Origin of the sequence: Serratia proteamaculans (genome assembly GCF_004684015.1) — a bacterium.
Classification (GTDB): Bacteria; Pseudomonadota; Gammaproteobacteria; order Enterobacterales; family Enterobacteriaceae; genus Serratia; species Serratia proteamaculans_F.
On the sequence record NZ_SRIA01000019.1, the window covers coordinates 590,818 to 608,879 of the forward strand.

11 protein-coding genes are annotated in these 18,062 nt (G+C 57.8%); 3 read left to right on the plus strand and 8 right to left on the minus strand.

Annotated features, from left to right (window positions below):
- Position 1 precedes the first annotated feature (1 nt).
- The 8 genes from hisS to E5C26_RS18475 form a co-directional block, all read right to left on the minus strand.
- The gene (gene hisS, locus E5C26_RS18440; RefSeq protein WP_135317595.1) at positions 2 to 1,276 is read right to left on the minus strand and encodes a histidine--tRNA ligase; all 1,275 of its coding nucleotides are present in this window, start codon (positions 1,274 to 1,276) and stop codon (positions 2 to 4) included.
- Between the two features lie 138 nt (positions 1,277 to 1,414).
- Positions 1,415 to 2,536, minus strand: a complete 1,122-nt coding sequence (gene ispG / locus E5C26_RS18445; protein ID WP_012146317.1) for a flavodoxin-dependent (E)-4-hydroxy-3-methylbut-2-enyl-diphosphate synthase — start codon at positions 2,534 to 2,536, stop codon at positions 1,415 to 1,417.
- A gap of 47 nt (positions 2,537 to 2,583) precedes the next feature.
- On the minus strand, positions 2,584 to 3,555 hold the full coding sequence (rodZ, locus tag E5C26_RS18450; protein ID WP_135317596.1) for a cytoskeleton protein RodZ: 972 nt from the start codon (positions 3,553 to 3,555) through the stop codon (positions 2,584 to 2,586).
- Complete coding sequence (gene pilW, locus E5C26_RS18455; RefSeq protein WP_135317597.1) at positions 3,545 to 4,294, minus strand: type IV pilus biogenesis/stability protein PilW; 750 nt, start codon at positions 4,292 to 4,294, stop codon at positions 3,545 to 3,547. Before pilW ends, rodZ begins: the two co-directional genes overlap by 11 nt.
- Positions 4,295 to 4,381: 87 nt before the next feature.
- Positions 4,382 to 5,578 carry a bifunctional tRNA (adenosine(37)-C2)-methyltransferase TrmG/ribosomal RNA large subunit methyltransferase RlmN gene (locus E5C26_RS18460; RefSeq protein WP_012146320.1) on the minus strand — a complete coding sequence of 399 codons (1,197 nt, stop codon included), beginning with the start codon at positions 5,576 to 5,578 and terminating at the stop codon, positions 4,382 to 4,384.
- A gap of 288 nt (positions 5,579 to 5,866) precedes the next feature.
- Positions 5,867 to 6,292, minus strand: a complete 426-nt coding sequence (gene ndk, locus E5C26_RS18465) for a nucleoside-diphosphate kinase (protein WP_135317598.1) — start codon at positions 6,290 to 6,292, stop codon at positions 5,867 to 5,869.
- A 181-nt stretch (positions 6,293 to 6,473) separates the two neighbouring features.
- Complete coding sequence (gene pbpC / locus E5C26_RS18470) at positions 6,474 to 8,798, minus strand: peptidoglycan glycosyltransferase PbpC (RefSeq protein ID WP_135317599.1); 2,325 nt, start codon at positions 8,796 to 8,798, stop codon at positions 6,474 to 6,476.
- Between the two features lie 61 nt (positions 8,799 to 8,859).
- A complete protein-coding gene (locus E5C26_RS18475) occupies positions 8,860 to 13,851 on the minus strand; it encodes an alpha-2-macroglobulin family protein (protein WP_135317600.1) in 4,992 nt (1,663 codons plus the stop codon).
- Positions 13,852 to 13,999: 148 nt separating this feature from the next.
- On the opposite strand from E5C26_RS18475, the gene E5C26_RS18480 reads away from it, so the two are divergent.
- From E5C26_RS18480 to E5C26_RS18490, 3 genes are all read left to right on the plus strand, one after another.
- Complete coding sequence (locus tag E5C26_RS18480; protein WP_135317601.1) at positions 14,000 to 15,037, plus strand: LacI family DNA-binding transcriptional regulator; 1,038 nt, start codon at positions 14,000 to 14,002, stop codon at positions 15,035 to 15,037.
- A gap of 123 nt (positions 15,038 to 15,160) precedes the next feature.
- Positions 15,161 to 16,600: a Na+/H+ antiporter NhaC gene (gene nhaC, locus E5C26_RS18485; protein ID WP_135317602.1), complete on the plus strand. Its 1,440-nt coding sequence runs from the start codon at positions 15,161 to 15,163 to the stop codon at positions 16,598 to 16,600.
- Position 16,601: 1 nt separating this feature from the next.
- Complete coding sequence (locus E5C26_RS18490; RefSeq protein WP_135317603.1) at positions 16,602 to 17,780, plus strand: MalY/PatB family protein; 1,179 nt, start codon at positions 16,602 to 16,604, stop codon at positions 17,778 to 17,780.
- The last annotated feature ends 282 nt before the right edge of the window (positions 17,781 to 18,062 follow it).

The following is an 18,062-nucleotide window of genomic DNA, read 5'->3' on the forward strand; positions in this document are numbered from 1 at the left end:
CTTAACCTAACATCAGAGCCAGGCGCACTGCGACTTCGCTTTGCGCCAGCGTTTCTTGTTCACCACTGCGCAGGTCCTTAACCACCACCTGCTGGGCTGCGACTTCGTTCTCACCCAGGATCAGGGCGACGCGCGCGCCCCACTTATCCGCACGGGTGATCTGCTTCTTAAAGTTACCACCGCCGTAGTTGGTCATCAGTTTGAGCTGTGGCGCCGCATCACGCACGCGCTCCGCCAGCTGCATTGCTGCACTCTGAGTACCGGCACCGGAGGAAATCACGTACACGTCGATGGTCGCCGCGGCCTTGAACTCCGGGTTAACCGCCTGAACCAGCAGCACCAGGCGCTCCAGGCCCATGGCGAAACCGACCGCCGGCGTTGCACGCCCGCCCAGTTGCTCTACCAGGCCGTCATAACGACCGCCGGCACACACCGTCCCCTGAGCACCCAGACTGGTGGTTACCCATTCGAATACCGTGCGGTTGTAGTAGTCCAGACCGCGCACCAGGCGTTCATTGATGGTATATGGGATGCCTGCCTGCGCCAAAAGTTCACACAGACCTTCGAAGTGGGCTTTGGAATCTTCATCCAGATACTCGGACAGGCGGGGCGCGTCGTTCAACAGCGCCTGCACTTCCGGGTTTTTCGAGTCCAGGACGCGCAGCGGGTTGCTGTACATACGGCGTTTGCAATCTTCGTCCAGCTTCTCTTGATGCTGTTCCAGGAAGGCCACCAGAGCATCGCGGTAGTTGGCGCGCGCTTCCAGTGAACCGATGGAGTTCAGCTCCAGCTTGACGTGCTCGGAGATCCCCAGCGCTTTCCACCAGCGGGCGCTCAGCAGGATCAGCTCAGCGTCGATATCCGGGCCCTGCAGGCCAAACACTTCAGCCCCCAGTTGATGGAACTGGCGATAGCGGCCTTTTTGCGGGCGCTCGTAGCGGAACATCGGACCGACGTACCACAGACGCTGCTCCTGATTGTACAGCAGACCATGTTCGATGCCGGCGCGAACGCAACCAGCGGTGCCTTCCGGACGCAGCGTCAGGCTTTCGCCGTTGCGATCGTCGAAGGTATACATCTCTTTTTCCACGACGTCGGTCACTTCGCCGATCGCGCGTTTGAATAACGGGGTCTGCTCTACAATCGGCAAGCGGATTTCGCTGTAACCGTAGCCGCTAAGCACCTGCTTGAGGATGCCTTCAATACGCTGCCATAATGCCGTTTCTTCCGGCAGGTAGTCGTTCATGCCGCGAATGGCTTGAATGTTCTTTGCCACGTGAGTTCTCTGTCCGTTGTCTATAAAAATGAACCCGATTATAGGGACTTTGCCGCCCCGTATTCAACGCGAATACCGAGTTCTGCTCCCGGGTTCATAAACAAGCGGGCTAAAAAGCCCGCCGTATCGGTGTAATGCTTATTTTTCCAGCAGGTTGACCGCGATGCGATTGCTTTCATCCATCATCGACGCCTTGGCGCGGATCTTGGCTTCCAGCTGGTCAATCATCTGCTCGTTGTCGAAACGTTCTTTCTGGCGCACGCCGTCTTCGTAGAAACCGCTCTTTTTATGGCCACCGGTCACGCCCAGCGTGGAAACCAGCGCTTCGCCCGGCCCATTGACCACACAGCCGATAATCGAAATGTCCATCGGCGTGATGATGTCTTCCAGACGCTGTTCCAACGCGTTGACCGTGCCGATCACGTCAAACTCCTGACGTGAACAGGTCGGGCACGCGATAAAGTTAATGCCGCGGGCGCGGATGCGCAGCGATTTCAGAATGTCGAAACCGACCTTAACCTCTTCCACCGGATCGGCTGCCAATGAGATGCGCAGGGTATCGCCAATGCCTTCCGACAGCAGCAGCCCCAAACCAATCGCCGACTTCACTGAACCACTGCGTGCGCCACCGGCTTCGGTAATGCCCAGATGCAACGGCTGATCGATACGCGCAGCCAGCAGACGATAGGATTGCACCGCCAGGAACACATCGGATGCCTTGACGCTCACTTTGAACTGGTCGAAGTTGAGACGATCAAGGATATCAACGTGGCGCATGGCAGATTCGAGCAGCGCTTCCGGCGTAGGTTCACCGTATTTTTCCTGGATGTCTTTTTCCAGCGAACCACCATTCACCCCGATACGGATTGGGATGTTTTTATCGCGCGCGCAGTCTACGACCGAACGGATACGCGACTCGTTACCGATATTGCCCGGGTTGATGCGCAGGCAGTCTACGCCATACTCGGCAACCTGCAGCGCGATACGGTAATCGAAGTGGATATCGGCGACCAGCGGCACGTTAACCTGCTGCTTGATCAGTTTGAACGCCTCGGCGGCATCCATGGTGGGGACTGAAACGCGGACAATATCAACGCCCACGCGCTCCAGCGCTTTGATCTGATTAACCGTTGCTTCAACATCAGTGGTACGGGTGTTAGTCATCGACTGCACGGCAATCGGCGCACCATCACCAATAGGCACATTGCCGACGTAAATTCGCGTTGATTTTCGACGGATGATGGGCGATTGGTTATGCATTACTTACTCTCCATTGTTGCCCTGACTCAACGACAATGGCCGCGCAATTACTGCGCGGCAACGGTCAGACGAGCAACACGGTTTGACTTAACAAACCGGCTTAAATCAACCGGCTTACCTTGATATTGAATCTGTACTGCGGCCGGTGCGCCAATGGTCAGTTTGTACGGCGCGGTACCCGCCAGGCTCAGCTTGCCGCCGCTTTTCTGGCTACCGCTGTACAACGTTTTACCGCTGGCATCACTCACCTGCAGCCAACAGTCGGCGGAGAACTCCATGACCAGCGCGTTAGGATCAACCGCTGCTGCTGCCACGCCCGCATCAGCGGTTGGCAACGGCGCAGTGGGAGCCGCAGGCGTGGTCTCAGGCAGCGTTGTCTGGCTTGGTGAAACCACCGCAGGTTGCTGCGCGGTTGCACTGCCGGTCACGGCCGGAGTCTGGGACTGCTGTGGAGCAACGCCGGTATCAACCGGCGTGGAACCATTGTCAGCCAGAGGCGCACTGTTGTCGGCATTGCTGTCGGTCAACGGCACAGACTGGCCTTCATTGTTTTGTGAAAGCTGGGCAGAGGATTGATCGGCCATAGTGGCGATCTCTTCCTGCTGGGCCTTGTGGTTTTGCCACCACCAGGCGCCGGTCAGGCCAACCACCACGAAAACGATCAACCAGGTGAAGCTCATCAACCAGCCGTCGCGTTTTTTGCGGCGCTTGCCCAATGAGAAACTCTGCATTGGGGCAACTTTCGCTACCTTCAGCGGAGCCTGCTTGGCCAGCATCGGCAGCAGTTCATCCTCTGGCAAACGCACCAGCTTGGCATAGGAACGGATATAACCCCGCACGAAGGTTGAAGCCAAATCTGCGGACAGATTGTCTTCTTCGATATCGCGCACGGTAGACATTTTGAGGCACAGGCGTTCTGCAACGGCCTGTTGACTCAACCCGAGTTGTTCACGGGCCTGACGCAGACGTTCGCCTGTCGTCATTGATACAGTTTTATCTTGGGAGGCTTCAGTATTCATTAGCTAAGAACTGCTGGTACTGTTTGGATTGTGGAAAACTTCGCGATAACTGCTTGCCATAGCGTTGCACGCTATCCTGGCGCCCGGCTAACGCGGCGAAACGAATTTGTAACCATAAGCTGTCGGCGCTAGCCGGCAAAACATGCTGATAACTATCGAGTAAAAGTTGCGACTGCGCGCGCTTCCCTTCTCCAAATTGCTTTTCTGCCTCCACCAACAGTGGAGTGCCTTTGTCCGGATCGATCTTCATCGCACGCGTTAACAAGGTACGTGCTTCATCGTTCTGTCCGGCCTTGAGAAAACAGTAACCTGCGTTTTCCAGGCTGTCGGCAACCTGACCGTAATCCGGTGCTACTGCCGCAGCGCTAAACTGCTGTTGTGCCGGTACATACTGCCCTAAACTGCAAAGAAACGCACCGTAATTATTCAGCACGGTGCCATTGTTCGGCGCAAGTTTGAGCGCTTGCTGATAACGCTGTTCGGCCGCGCTATTTTCGCCCATCCGCTGCTCATAAAGCGCCATACCCAATTGGGTATGGTAATCCTGTGGGGCAGCGTCTGCCGCTTTCTCCAGATTCTGTCGCGCGGCGGGTAAATCGCCCTGCTTGAGATATTCCAGACCCAGTTGCAAACGCGTCTGGCCCGCTTGCGACTGTACGTCTTTTTCTTCCGGCGTTGAACCAGAACAGCCGGCCAGTAAGCCGGCCGCCAGCAACGTTCCCCACAGAGTCAGCTTCATGCCTGCATTCATTTCCTTGTCAGATGTTACCTAAGCGTCTGATTACATAACAGACTGTAAGATAACAAAAAAATCATGCTATAGGGTTCAGACCGCACGTACTGAGATAGGTTCCCCGGCCATTTTCTTTTTCAGGGTACGCTTGGTACGGTCGATCACTTCACCCGCCAGTTGCCCGCAGGCGGCATCGATATCATCACCACGGGTTTTACGAACAATAGTCGTAAAGCCGTATTCCATCAACACTTTGGAAAAACGATCCACCCGGCTATTGGAGCTGCGGCCGTAAGGTGCGCCCGGGAAGGGGTTCCATGGGATCAGGTTGATCTTGCATGGCGTGTCTTTGAGGACTTCTGCCAGCTGGTGCGCGTCGTCGGTGCTGTCGTTGATGTGGTCCAGCATCACGTACTCAACCGTTACCCGGCCCTGGTTGGCATTGGATTTTGCCAGGTAGCGACGTACCGCCGCCAGGAAGGTCTCGATATTGTATTTACGGTTGATCGGCACGATGTCGTCGCGGATCTTGTCGTTCGGCGCATGCAGCGAGATCGCCAGCGCAACGTCGATCATATCGCCCAACTTGTCCAGTGCCGGCACCACGCCGGAGGTAGACAGGGTCACGCGGCGCTTGGACAGGCCAAAACCGAAGTCGTCCAGCATGATTTCCATCGCCGGTACCACGTTGTTCAGGTTGAGCAACGGCTCACCCATCCCCATCATCACCACGTTGGTGATTGGGCGTTCGCCGGTCACTTTCAGTGCGCCGATAATTTTCGCCGCACGCCACACCTGACCGATGATTTCCGACACGCGCAGGTTGCGGTTAAAACCTTGCTGAGCGGTCGAACAGAATTTGCATTCCAGTGCACAACCCACCTGGGAGGAAACGCACAGGGTCGCACGGTCGCCGTCCGGGATATACACGGTTTCAACCTGCTGATCGCCCACTTTGATCGCCCATTTAATGGTGCCATCGGCTGAGCGTTGTTCTTCCGCCACTTCTGGCGCACGGATCTCGGCGACGCTCTGCAATTTATTGCGCAGGACCTTGTTAATGTCGGTCATCTGCTCAAAGTCATCGCAGCAATAGTGGTACATCCACTTCATGACCTGATCGGCACGGAAGGGTTTCTCGCCCATTTTGGCGAAAAACTCACGCAATTGCTGACGGTTCAAATCCAGCAGGTTAATTTTGGCCACAGCCGGTTGTTCCGCGTTAACGGATTGAGTAGTCAGCGAATTATTTTCAGACACGATGTGCTCGGACGTGATGGGTTCTAACATAATTGATCTCTGGCCTCGTTGTTACACGTTACGGCGCGAAAGAGTGGAAAGTAAGTGCGTCGTTCAACCCGCATCAATTGCGGTGACGGCGCTAAAAGCGCGCCCCTGACAAGAAGCCTCATCAGGGGCGCGGCATTGTACAAATTTTAGTAGCCGCTTTCCACGTCTGAAAGACATTCAGGGCATTTTTATTGTTTCAGCCGATGAATGAAATATTCGAGTAGGAGCGCTGCATACCAGGCCTGTGCCAATCGGGGCGAATATATCCGCCCCCTGGCGACGGGCAGATTAACGTGAGCAGATTTCGCTTTCGTTAAAGAAATACGCGATTTCGCGCTGTGCAGACTCTACTGCGTCAGAACCGTGTACGGCGTTGGCAGTGAAGCTGTCTGCGTAGTCAGCACGCAGGGTACCGGCCAGTGCGTTGTCCGGGTTGGTCGCGCCCATGATGTCACGGTTACGCTGTACTGCATTTTCCGCTTCCAGAACCTGAACCACGATCGGGCCAGAGGTCATGAATTCAACCAGGCCGTCGAAGAATGGACGACCTTTGTGCTCAGCGTAGAAGCCTTCGGCTTGTTCGCGAGTCAGACGCAGCATTTTGGATGCGATGATTTTGAAACCGGCACGCTCAAAGCGAGCATAGATAGCGCCGATGTCGTTGTTAGCTACAGCGTTTGGTTTAATGATGGAAAAGGTACGTTCTAGGGTCATGATGGCCTCTGTATAGCTTCCAAAACAGGCCGGTCTGTAAACAGGATGCCGGCCTTCTCAAGTGGCGCAGATTATATGTGCGCCGGAAACGCTTGCCTACGGGAAAATCAACATTTCATTAAAAAATCATTATCTTTATTCTTCACTTTGCGGCCCAGAGCACAGGTTGTGCAAACTCAGCCTAATCGAGGCTGAATTCGCGCAATGCCACCTGCCCACTCTCGTCCAGCACGCTAAGCTGGTAACGCCCCGGTTGGGTCAGCGTCTGCAACAGCGACTCCCCTTCCCCCACCAACTGGCCGTTGAGGAACCACCAGCGCTGCCCACCACCACCCTGGGCGCTGACCCGCAAATCAAGCGCATTGTTGCCCGGCAGGCGACGCAGTATCGCGCCGTCACGCACACCCAGCATTAACAACGGCGGGGCTTCTTGCTGCTGCAACGGCGGGCACTGCGGATCAATAGCCGGCATGCGCTGGGCACGACGCTCCGCCGGAGGCAACCAGGGCTCCAGCGGCGTTGGCCAAAGTGCCAGCCGACGTGGCGTCGCCCCCGGGCAATCCGCCGCCACCCGCAATCCTCGCGCATTCAGCCAGATGAGCGGCTGACTGCCCAGCACGCTTTCCTGCCCCGGCGCGGGCAGCGTCGGCGGGAGAGTCCCGTCGAGAGTCCAGCTCAGGCGTCGTTGGCGGCAATTGCTGTCACCGGCGGGGAGCGGCTGACCGCCCGGCCAGCAGATTACCGCACGGCTGACACTGGCAGGGCGCGGATCGGCCGGGATCCCTTCCCCACGCTGGCGTAAAGAGGTCAGCAGCAGATTATTGACCTGATTGAGCAGAGGCACCGCCGTAGCAAAGCCGAACTGCCCGGCCACCGGAGTTCCGTCCGGGCGCCCCACCCAAATACCTATCGTATAGCGCGCGTTAACGCCAATGGCCCAGGCATCGCGGTAGCCGTAACTGGTGCCGGTCTTCCACGCCAGCGGCACGCTGGCAGGTAACGCGTCATCCGGCAATGGACGTGCCTCTCCCGCCAGTATTCGCCGTACAATCCAGGCGGCACCTGGCGACATTAACTGACGATCGTAAATCCCTTGCTGAGGCGTAAAGCGCAGCGGCGCCACCCGGCCCTGCCGAGCCAGAGCACTAAAGCCGGAGACCAATTGATCCAGCCGCGCACCGGCCCCACCCAGGATCAGCGCCAGGCTCGGCTCGGCATGTGCCGGCAGCCGCAGTTCAACGCCGACGTTACGCAGATTGGCGGCAAAGCGCTTCGGCCCATAGGCCTCCAGCAGTTGTACCGCCGGTAAATTAAGCGAACGCGACAACGCTTCACTGGCGCTAACCGGGCCATGAAAACCGGTATCAAAATTGCCCGGCCGATAATCCCCGAAACGGCGCGGCACGTCCTGCAACAGCGATTCGGCGTGGATCAGGCCGTCGTCCAGCGCCAGGCCATACAAAAAAGGTTTTAGCGTCGAGCCCGGCGAACGCCAGGCAGCGACCATATCGACATGGCCAAAACGGCTGTTATCGTTCAAATCCAGCGAGCCCAGGTAGGCACGTACTTTCATATTGGTGTGATCAACCACCAATACGCCGACCGAGGTTTTTTCCGGCAGTTGGCTCTTCCAGCCGCGCGCCAGCTCTTCCAGCCGCCGTTGCAAAGTGGCGTCCAGCGTGGTGGTCACCACCTGGCTACGATTGCCCTGTGTCATCCGTCTCGCCAGTAACGGGGCCAACTGCGGCACCTGACGCGGGGCTAGCCACAACGCTTCCTGACGAATTTCAGCCACCTGTTGCGCCGGCCAAACCTGATAATACGCCAGCCGTTCCAGCACCTTGTCACGCGCGGCCTGCGCCCGTTCCGGGTAGCGATCCGGCCGCAAGCGGCTGGGAGCCTGCGGCAACACCGCCAGCAGCGCCGCTTCTCCACGCGTTAGCGCCGAAGGCGGTTTGCCCAGATAAGTCCAGCTGGCCGCACCAATCCCCTGTAGCGTGCCGCCGTAAGGTGCCCGGTTAAGGTAGATTTCGAGGATTTGATCCTTGGATAGATGCCATTCCAACTGGGCAGTACGCCATACCTGCCTCAGTTTGCCACCCAGCGTACGCGGATGGGGATCAATCAGGCGTGCCACCTGCATCGACAGCGTGCTGCCGCCGGAAACAATCTGCCCGTTGCGCAGATCTTGCCAGGCGGCACGGGCCAACGACAACGGGTTAATACCGGGATGCCGATAGAACCAGCGGTCTTCATAGGTCAGCAGCGCCTGCAAATAATAGGGCGAGACCTGCTGCAGACTGACCGGATAGCGCCATACGCCGTCGCTGTCGGCATAGCGCCACAGCGGAGTCCCGTCTTCCGCCACCACCACCCGCGCCATCTCGGCATCTTTCAGCGGTAACGGCCACAGCCGATCCGCCAGCCACAATAAAGCGGGCGGCAGCAAAATCGCCAGCAGCCAGAGAGCTGCACGGCGACGTAAATGGGTGAGAAGTCGATTCATCAGGAAGGCGTCACTCCCTTGCCCCGCCACCGGCTAAATCACCGGGGCGGAGCAAGGAGGATCATTTGGCGATTTCAAGCCGCTGTGGCGTCGCGCCCAGCGCCCGCCAGGCAGGCACATACATCGACTCAACCTGCGGTGCCGGAACCAGATAACTCCCCGGCGTCACGGCCCGTGCCAGATACAGCAGCGTGGTATGACGGTAGCCGTCGATATTCACCGCTGCCACATAGCGATCGTCACGGAACTCCTGATGTTTGATGTCGGCCTGCTGCATATCCTGCAGCAATTCGGTCACGCTGCTGGCACTTTCACCCAGGCTGGCACTGCTGTCCCCCAGATTTTGGTTCTCCAGCTCCAGCCCGGCCGGCAGCAGATCCACCACCAGCGCATCCGGCACCTGGTTATCGGCCCAGACATCCAGATGCACCAGGATCAGCTGACCGCTTTTCAGTTGGGTCAGATCCACCGGCTTACCGTCCAGCCCCAGGAATTCACGGCGGATGTTCAGCACGTTGTTCTGCGGTTGCGGTGCCTGCTGCGGATAACCGACCAAATCGACCCGGCTGTACAGCGTGCCGCTGCCGGTATTAGTGAGCTGTAACCCGGTAGCCAACTGCTCAGCGGACAGGTTTTGCGTCAGCGCCTGGCTGCCGGACAGCGTCTTGCCCTGCGCCGTTTGCGCCTGCCATGGCGTTTCTGCACTGCCAATCAGATTGCGCGCGGCCAGGAACAGAGCATTACTCTCCTGCGTAGACAGATACCGTTCGCCGTTGAGACGTTCAGACAAGGTCAGCAACCGCTGATCGCGCGCGGCCGGCAACAGGTTATTTTCGGTCAGCAGCGCCAGGATCATCGCGTCATCACGCAACGGGCTGCCGTAATCTTCCAGCCAGTAATCCTTGGCATTACGCTGCGTTGCCAGCCCTTGCTCAATAGCCTGATTGGCACGCGGCATATCGCCCATCAGCTTCAGCGCTACGCCAAGCTGCACCAGCGGCAAGCCCGAACGAGCATCGGCACGACGCTCAAACAGCTGTCGCAATGCCCCGAGCGGTGCCTGTTGCTGACGTGCCAGTACCAAGCCGGCGTAGGCCTGCACCGCAAAGCGGGTATGGTCCGGATATTGGGTGGAAGCAACGTCAATCTGGCTGCGGTCCTGCAAATAGCGCTGCAGACGATTGTTGGCCGCCGTCAACGCATCCGCCGGGACGCTGTAGTTCTGCTCACTGGCACGGAACAGGAAGTCGGTCGCGTAGGCCGTCAGCCAGAACTCTTCCTGACTGTCACGGCTCCACAGACCAAAACCGCCGTTATAACGCTGCATGCTGAGCAGGTGCTCGATACCGACGTCGATACTGTTGCGGCGGCTTTCATCAGTGCCGGATTTGATCCCGAGCGCGCTGAGCTGCGCCCGGTTGGTATACAGCGACGGGTACAGCCCGCTGGTAGTCTGCTCCAGACAACCGTAAGGATAGGCGTAAAGTTCGCTGATATAGCGCGCCAGGTTGATTGGCGGACGGCTGGTCAACAGCCATTGCCCTTCGGTCGTCGCCTGCACCAGCCCGGCGGCGGCATCGGCCGGCAGGCCCCAACTTTCACCGGCGTGGATCACGCTGGCAAACTGACGGGTTTGCGCCGGATAGGCCGGCCGCACGCCAATCTTCCAGCTGTGCTGATAGTCTTTGAGCGTTTCCCCAGGCAGCACCAGGCCGCTGACCGTTAGCGCGACCTCGCCCTGACCAAAGCCCGCCAGCGCCTGCACCGGGATTTGCAGCGTGGTGCGTTCGCCGTTGGCCAGGCTGACCTGTTGTTCGGCTGCCCCTTGCAGCGCCACTAACCCGCTGGCAGCCAGCTTCACGGTTAATGTTTGCGGCTGACCTGACAGATTGCTGACATCCAGCGCCAATTGGGTGCTGTCGCCCCCGGCCAGGAAGCGCGGCGTCGCCAGCTCTGCCACTACCGGAGCGGCCACCACGGTCTTGGCTTCCGCCTTGCCGAAGTCTTCATCGCTCCACGCCTGCGCCATCAGTCGTAATTCACCGTTGAAGTCAGGAATGGCAATCTGAATTTCGCCTTCGCCGTTGGCATCCAGCTTAACCGGCTGCGCCTGCTGGGCAACAATGGTGACTGCAGTGATCGGCTTTTTACCGCCGCGTGACAACGCGTCTTCGTCATCGCCGTCGCCGCCGTAGCGCAGGTTGGCCAGACGCCCTTTGCCTTCAATCAGTTGACCATAAACATCGTACTGATCGGCGCTGTAACGCTTGCGGCCAAAGAACGCCTGATACGGATCCGGCGTCGTGTAATTGGTAATATTGAGGATGCCGCTGTCCACTGCGGAAAGCAGCACGTTGATTTGCTGTGGCGTTTTACCGCTACTGTGAGCGGCCTTCACTTTTACCGTCAGCATTTGGTTCGGTCGCATACGCTGCGGTGCAACAAGCTCTAACGCCAGCTTACGCCCTTCATCCACCAGCGGCAGATGCAACAGCCCCACCGCCCGCTTCGGCGTCGACTGCTGTTGCTTGTCACCCGGGCGGATCACCAATGCGCTGAGGTACAGATCATGGCGTTTCCACTCCTGATTGATAGGCACTTCAACATCAACGCCCTTGGCCGGGACGTCCAGTTCCTGCCACCACAGCGGGCCGTCGCTGGATTCCACCAGCAGGTAACCCTTGCCGGCCGCCGGAGCTTCGATATGCAGCTTCACTTTCTCACCCGGCTGGTAGGCCGGTTTATCCAGCTTCAGCTTCACCTGATCCGGACGTACCGCCCCGCTGCCATTAGTGTTGTCCTGCCAGCTGTAACCCGCCCAGAAACGCAGGCTGCTGATCAGATTGCTCTGTGGATCCACTACCTCGATGCGATACGCGCCCCACTCCACCGGGAAACTGACCTTGGCGCTGCCGTTGGCGGCGATATCGATAGTCTGTTCCGCCAGTGGCAAGTCTTTCTTGTCGTACAACGACTGCCAGCCTTCGCCTTCTGACCACTGCCAGTAGTAGTCGCGACGCTCACGTACCAGACGGGCCTTCAACCCGCTGATGGCCAGTTTTTCACCGGCAGCATTGGCATAAACGATATCAAACCCGGCCTGGGTGTTTTCATCCACCACCGGCTGGGCCTGGTAGCTGTTGCTACGATAATCATAAATCTGTTGTTTGTTGAACAGCGGTCGAATGCCGGGCAGCGCATCGGCAGGCCAGATCGCCTGTTCGGCGCGGCGCGTCACCGGGCGGCCACCGGACTCCAGCAGGCTGGCCTGCAAAATAGCCTTCAGTGGGGATTTCACTTCCGCCCAACTGCTGTCCACCGCGACCTGCGCCTTACCGGCGTTATCCAGCGCCTGATCGAATTCATCCATATTGCGCGACAGGCTTTCTTCCGTTACCGAACCAAATTCATAGCCCGGCAGGCTGCTGACCGCCTCACGCTGCGGCCGCAGGAACACCTGCCCCTGCAGGCGGTTCCCCGAAGCCGGAGCACCGTAGAGGTAGCGGCCGCTGACGTCGAATACCAGCTGTGCGTCCGGGCGCAGCGGGGTTTTCTCTGCGGTAATGTCGAGCGCCATGCGTTCCGGCAGGAAATCCTCGACCTTGAAGCTGTAAAGCCGCGGCTGGTTATCGCCCAAGTTGAAACGCAGCGACCAGTTACCGGTCGGTCCGCCCTCGGGGATTTGATACTGATATTGATACAAGCCATCCTGCGGCTGCCAGACAAAGCTGCGCGCCACCTGATCGTCCGGTTTGATGATATCCACCTTCACCGGCTGGGCCGGCAGCGGTTTGCCGTCGGCGTCACGCAGCAGGCCGTTAACAATCAGCGTTTCGCCAGGGCGATATAAATCACGCGGACCGAAGGCGAAAAATTGCTTGCTGTAGCCTTCCGGCCCGGCAATATCGAACTCGGCCAAATCCAGCGCCGGCGTCGACAGATCAATCATGCTGGTCTGGCCCTGTTGGGTCGCCAGCAACAACCGCGCCTTGGCGCTTTTAACCAACTGGGCGTGCCCTTGCTTATCGGTGGTGCCCTGGGTCAGCGTTTGACCTTTTTCATCCAGCAGGCGCAGTTCAACCGCACCCAATGCCGCGCCGCCGTCCAGCGCCTGAGTAAACACGTCCAGACGGTCGTGGTAGCTGTGCAGTGAAACGCCGATATCACTAAGGGTGAACAGGGTCGCCGGGTTGGTATAACCGTAATGCCCGGCCTGCTGCATCACCGCCAGGTAGACTCCCGGCTGCTGCAAGGCTTCGATGCCACTCAGTGGCAACAACAGGCGTTCGCGGGTGTTGCGCTGCGGGTTGAGATCGAAACGGCCGCTGTAGACCAGACCGGCCATTTTCAGCAGTTCTTCCGACTCCCAGCTAGAGAGAGAATTGCGATATTCCCAGTTGGCCAGGAATGCCGGTAAGGCATCGGCCTTCACCCGGAAGAAGTTAACGTCGACGTTATCGACGTTTAACGCCATCACCGGCAGCCCCTGCGCCAGCTTGGTCGGCAGCAGCGAGCCTTTGCCGGCAAAGCCGACGCTCGGTTTGATGTCGCGGGTGGTAATAGTCTGTTCTTGCTGTTTGCCCAGTTCGGCACCGTTGACCGCTTTCAGGCCGCTCTCGAGGGTCAACACCAGCTTGCGGTTGGGTTGCAGATGACGCAGCCGCAGTTCCATCAGGTTATCGGACAGCTCCCAGGCACCGTCGATTTTACCGCTAACGCTGTCGACCAGATGCGCTCGCGCGGCAAAATCCTGATTCGGATCCAGCGGCAAAGAAAACGTCAACACCATGGCACTGGCGCCGTCGAGTTGCAGTTCGGAGGCATCAAGCAGCGTCAGCGACTTACCGGCGTCGCGTTTCGCCATCGCCGCCAGCGCGGCAGCATCCGGCCATTTAGCCTGCGTGACACTGCTGGCCTGGGCATCGGCCTGCGCTGCGGTGGGCTTTTTACCACCGTCATCACAGGCGGCCAGCAACAGCAGGCCTCCCGCCAATGCGATCCCCTGACAAAGTTTCTTGCCTGATGCAAATGCCCCTGAACGGCATGGTTTCATCGTTTAACTCCCTGGCAGCCTTTACGCGACGACACCCGTCGCGCAATATCCAAATATGGATGAATAATAGCAGTGCTGTTAGCATCAGACCCAGCCCAATTTTCTCCCCTTTAACCGAAAGGGTAATCAGCCTGAAGCAGGAAATGATATGGCCACCATGAAAGATGTTGCCCGGCGAGCAGGCGTATCGACGGCTACCGTCAGCCGGGTAATCAATAACACCGCCTATGTTGAGCCGGTCACCCGCGAACGGGTTGAAAAGGCCATGCGCGAATTTAACTATCACCGCAATGCCGCGGCACTGGCGCTGGCCAAAAGAAGCGGCAATATGCTGGGGCTGTTGACCGGTAATCTCGACGACCCTTTTTTCTCGCGGCTGGCGCGGGGAGTCGAAGATATCACGCGCAAAGGCGGCGTAAAGTTAATGGTCTGCAGCGGCGGCCATCAGGCCGAACTGGAGAAAAACGGCCTCGATTTTCTGATCAACCAGGGCTGCGAAGCCATCGTGGCCCACGTGACCCGGATGAGTGATGCCGACGTTTTACGCTACGCCGCCCACACCCCGGCGATGGTGGTGATCAATCGCTATTTGCCCGCCATCGCCAATCGCTGCATCTGGCTCGATAACGTCAGCGCCTCCCGGGCCGCCACCCAGATGCTGATTCGGCACGGGCACCGGAATATCGCCTGTATCACCACAGACTTGCCGATTGATGACAGAAAACAACGCCTGGAAGGCTATCGAACCGCAATGGCCGATGCCGGGATCTCTGTGCCGGGTAGCTGGATCATCAGCGTTCCCTTCAATGAACAAGGGGGCGAATTGGCGGCAGAAAGGATCCTGGCCAGCGATCAGCATTTTACCGCCGCACTGACGTTTAATGACGTGATGGCCGCCGGTATGATGCGAACCTTTCGCCAACGCCAAATGAACTTGCCGGAAGATATCTCGATTGTCGGCTTTGATGACGTGGCCCTGGCAAAATATCTTCACCCGGCATTGACCACCGTGCATTATCCGGTAGAGAAAATGGCACGGCGCGCGGCTACTTTGGCGCTGCAACTGAACTCTTCTGCCACTGTGGCGCCACAGAATAATATGTTTTCCGCTGAATTGGTCCTGCGAGACTCGGTCGCCTCCCTCGACAAAAAACCCTCAAATCAAGAAAACAAGGCTGAAAAATGAGAGGCAACGCACATAACACCTACTCATGAAACCGATTACATGGACAGTTGCCCACGCTCACATCCCAATCAAAACGAATTCATTAGGCTTGCGTCACACCCTTATCCTTAACCGGAGTTGTTAATGAATAACAAAAAGAAACTCAACCTGGGATTGGCAATGCTGCCCATTGTGGCAATGCTATTGCTGCTCATCATTGGCTACGGCCAGCTTGGGCTGCGGATCGAGCCGTTGTTGCTGGCCTCGGCCGCCATTGCCGCCGTACTGGCCTACTGGCAAGGTTACCGCTGGAACGACATTATCGATTCCATCGTCGCCAAACTGGCCAAGGCGATGCCGGTGATCATGATACTGATCTGCGTCGGCGGGTTGATTGGCACCTGGATGTTCAGCGGCACCATTCCTTACATGGTGTACTGGGGCTTAAAACTGATCAGCCCGCAATATATCCTGATCGCCGCGTTCTTTATTACCAGCGTGATCTCCGTTTGTACCGGCACCTCCTGGGGCGCGGCTGGCACCGTGGGTGTCGCACTGATGGGCGTCGCCGCCGGTCTGGATGTGCCTCTGGCTGCCGCTGCCGGTGCCGTGGTTTCCGGCGCCTACTTTGGTGACAAGATCTCCCCGCTGTCCGACTCCACCAATTTCGCGGCCATCGTCGCGGATACCGATCTCTACAGTCATATCCAGCACCTGATGTACACCACATTGCCGAGCTTCGTTTTAGCTGCGCTGGTGTACCTGATTGCCGGGCACACCAGCGCCGTCGGCAGCGTAGCCACGCCGGAAAAAGTCACTGAAATCGTGACCGCCCTGGAAGGCATGTATCACTTTAACCTGCTGCTGATCCTTCCGCCGGTGTTGGTTCTGTGGGGGGCTGTCACCAAACGACCGGTGATCCCCGTCATGCTGGCAGCCTGTACCCTGGCCATCGCCATCGGCGTATTCCTGCAGGGGTTCAACCTGCAGCAAGGCTTAAATGCATTGATGGATGGCTTTAATCTTTCAATGTTTACGGCTCAGGGGCACAACATTACTGGCATCGTCGCGGATGTTCCGCGCCTGCTCAACCGCGGCGGCATGTTCTCGATGATGAGCACTATCCTGCTGGTATTTTGCGCGTTTTCCTTTGCCGGAGCCTTAACGCTGACCGGCGCGCTGACCGTTATCATCAACCGCTTGCTGAAAGTGGTGCATACCACCGGCCAACTGATTGCCGCAACGGTCGCGACCACCATCCTGGTGACCGGCGCCACCAGCGACGGCAAGCTGGCGCTGCTCATTCCTGCCGAGCTGTTTAAGGGCGCCTACCGTCGCATGGGGTTAGACAATAAAAACCTGTCGCGAACCGTAGAAGATGCGGGCACCGTCATCGAACCTTTGATCCCCTGGACCGCCGCAGGCATCTATATGGCAACCACTCTGGGGGTCAGTACGCTGGATCTCCTGCCGTGGGCCATCCAATGCTACGCCGCCGTGGTATTCGCCCTGATTTATGGCTTTACCGGGTTTGGGATTGCCAGAATACAGCCACAAAATGACTTACAGCGTGAGGAAGCCTGACGTGAAACAGACCGATTTTAATCAGATAGTCGACCGCCATCATACCGGTTCGGTGAAATGGGACTTTATTGATCGCTATCTGCATCTCGATGAAACCGACCTTTTGCCGATGTGGGTCTCTGATTTTGACTTCCAGTGCCCGGCAGAAGTTCGACAGGCACTGCATCACCGGGTTGATCACGGCGTATTTGGCTACAGCGAACGTGATGACCAGTATTATCAGGCGGCGATGGATTGGTTCTCAAGCCGGCACAACCTGCCTTTGCAGCGCGAATGGTTCACCTCCATTGAAGGGGTGGTGCCCGGCCTGGCGATGCTGATCCAACTGCTCAGCCAGCCTGGCGATCCGGTAGTGATCCAGGGGCCATACTATGGATCTTTTGCCAAGATAATCACCATGAATGGCCGAGAAGTCCTCGAAAATCCGCTGACGGAAAGCGTGCAGGGCTATCAATTCGATTTCGAGCATCTGGAGGCTTGCTTCGAGCAACGAAAACCGCCATTGCTATTGCTGTGCAACCCACATAATCCCACCGGACGATGCTGGAGCCGCGATGAACTGACGCAGTTGATGACGCTATGCAGCCGCTATGGCGTGACGGTCATTTCCGATGAGATTTGGGCCGACCTGACGCTGCCCGGCGAAACCTTCACCTCGGTGCTGCACCTGGATGAAGCCTGGCATGACCAGCTGATTTCGGCGACCTCGGCCAGCAAGAGCTTTGGCTTGTCGTCGCTGAGGATCTCAAATTTCCTGATCCCCAATGTTCGCACCCGCAATGCGTTCATCGAACGCCTTAATGCTCATGGGTTGGATGTCTTTAATGCGCTGTCGATGACCGCCGCAACAGCAGCTTATCAACAGGGAGAAGCCTGGCTTGACGATTTACAAGGCTATCTGGCCGACAACCGGCGTTGGTTTGAGCAGGCATTAGCCTATGCCGCGCCCTGGTGCAAAATGGCCCGGGCCGAGGGCACCTACCTTGCCTGGCTGGATTGTCGCGCTTTAGGCCTGGATGATAACGCCCTGCAGCAGGCGTTGATCCACCAGTCAAAAATTGCCGCCTCGATGGGCATCAGCTTTGGCGAGCAGGGAAAAGGGTTTATTCGCATCAACCTCGGCTGCCCGCGGCAGTATCTTGAACAGGCCATCGCGGGGCTCGCCCGACTAAAACCCTGAACCACAATCACCGGCGTATGAAAGGCCCCAATCGGGGTCTTTTTGTTGAACGATATCTGGCGGAAATGATTGAGTAAATTTACCACGACCTGACGGTATAGCTTTGAAATTAAAGCTTCTGTTAGACTGCGGATGGGCGCTTGAAGCTTTCTGCTTCAGGCCCTGGGTGGGAAGCAGAAAGAAGAAAGCCCCAAACTGACTCTTAATCAGAATGAGGCTTCACCATACTGCATCAACACCAGCATGGTAGCCTCTTAACCGCAGAAATGCAACGGAGGGCTG

What these genes read in the sequence shown, in the direction of transcription:
- ispG (WP_012146317.1), bottom strand. Translation starts at nt 2,536, where the DNA reads ATGCATAACCAATCGCCCATCATCCGTCGAAAATCAACGCGAATTTAC.
- rodZ (WP_135317596.1), bottom strand. Translation starts at nt 3,555, where the DNA reads ATGAATACTGAAGCCTCCCAAGATAAAACTGTATCAATGACGACAGGC.
- pilW (WP_135317597.1), bottom strand. Translation starts at nt 4,294, where the DNA reads ATGAAGCTGACTCTGTGGGGAACGTTGCTGGCGGCCGGCTTACTGGCC.
- E5C26_RS18460 (WP_012146320.1), bottom strand. Translation starts at nt 5,578, where the DNA reads ATGTTAGAACCCATCACGTCCGAGCACATCGTGTCTGAAAATAATTCG.
- ndk (WP_135317598.1), bottom strand. Translation starts at nt 6,292, where the DNA reads ATGACCCTAGAACGTACCTTTTCCATCATTAAACCAAACGCTGTAGCT.
- pbpC (WP_135317599.1), bottom strand. Translation starts at nt 8,798, where the DNA reads ATGAATCGACTTCTCACCCATTTACGTCGCCGTGCAGCTCTCTGGCTG.
- E5C26_RS18475 (WP_135317600.1), bottom strand. Translation starts at nt 13,851, where the DNA reads ATGAAACCATGCCGTTCAGGGGCATTTGCATCAGGCAAGAAACTTTGT.
- E5C26_RS18480 (WP_135317601.1), top strand. Translation starts at nt 14,000, where the DNA reads ATGGCCACCATGAAAGATGTTGCCCGGCGAGCAGGCGTATCGACGGCT.
- nhaC (WP_135317602.1), top strand. Translation starts at nt 15,161, where the DNA reads ATGAATAACAAAAAGAAACTCAACCTGGGATTGGCAATGCTGCCCATT.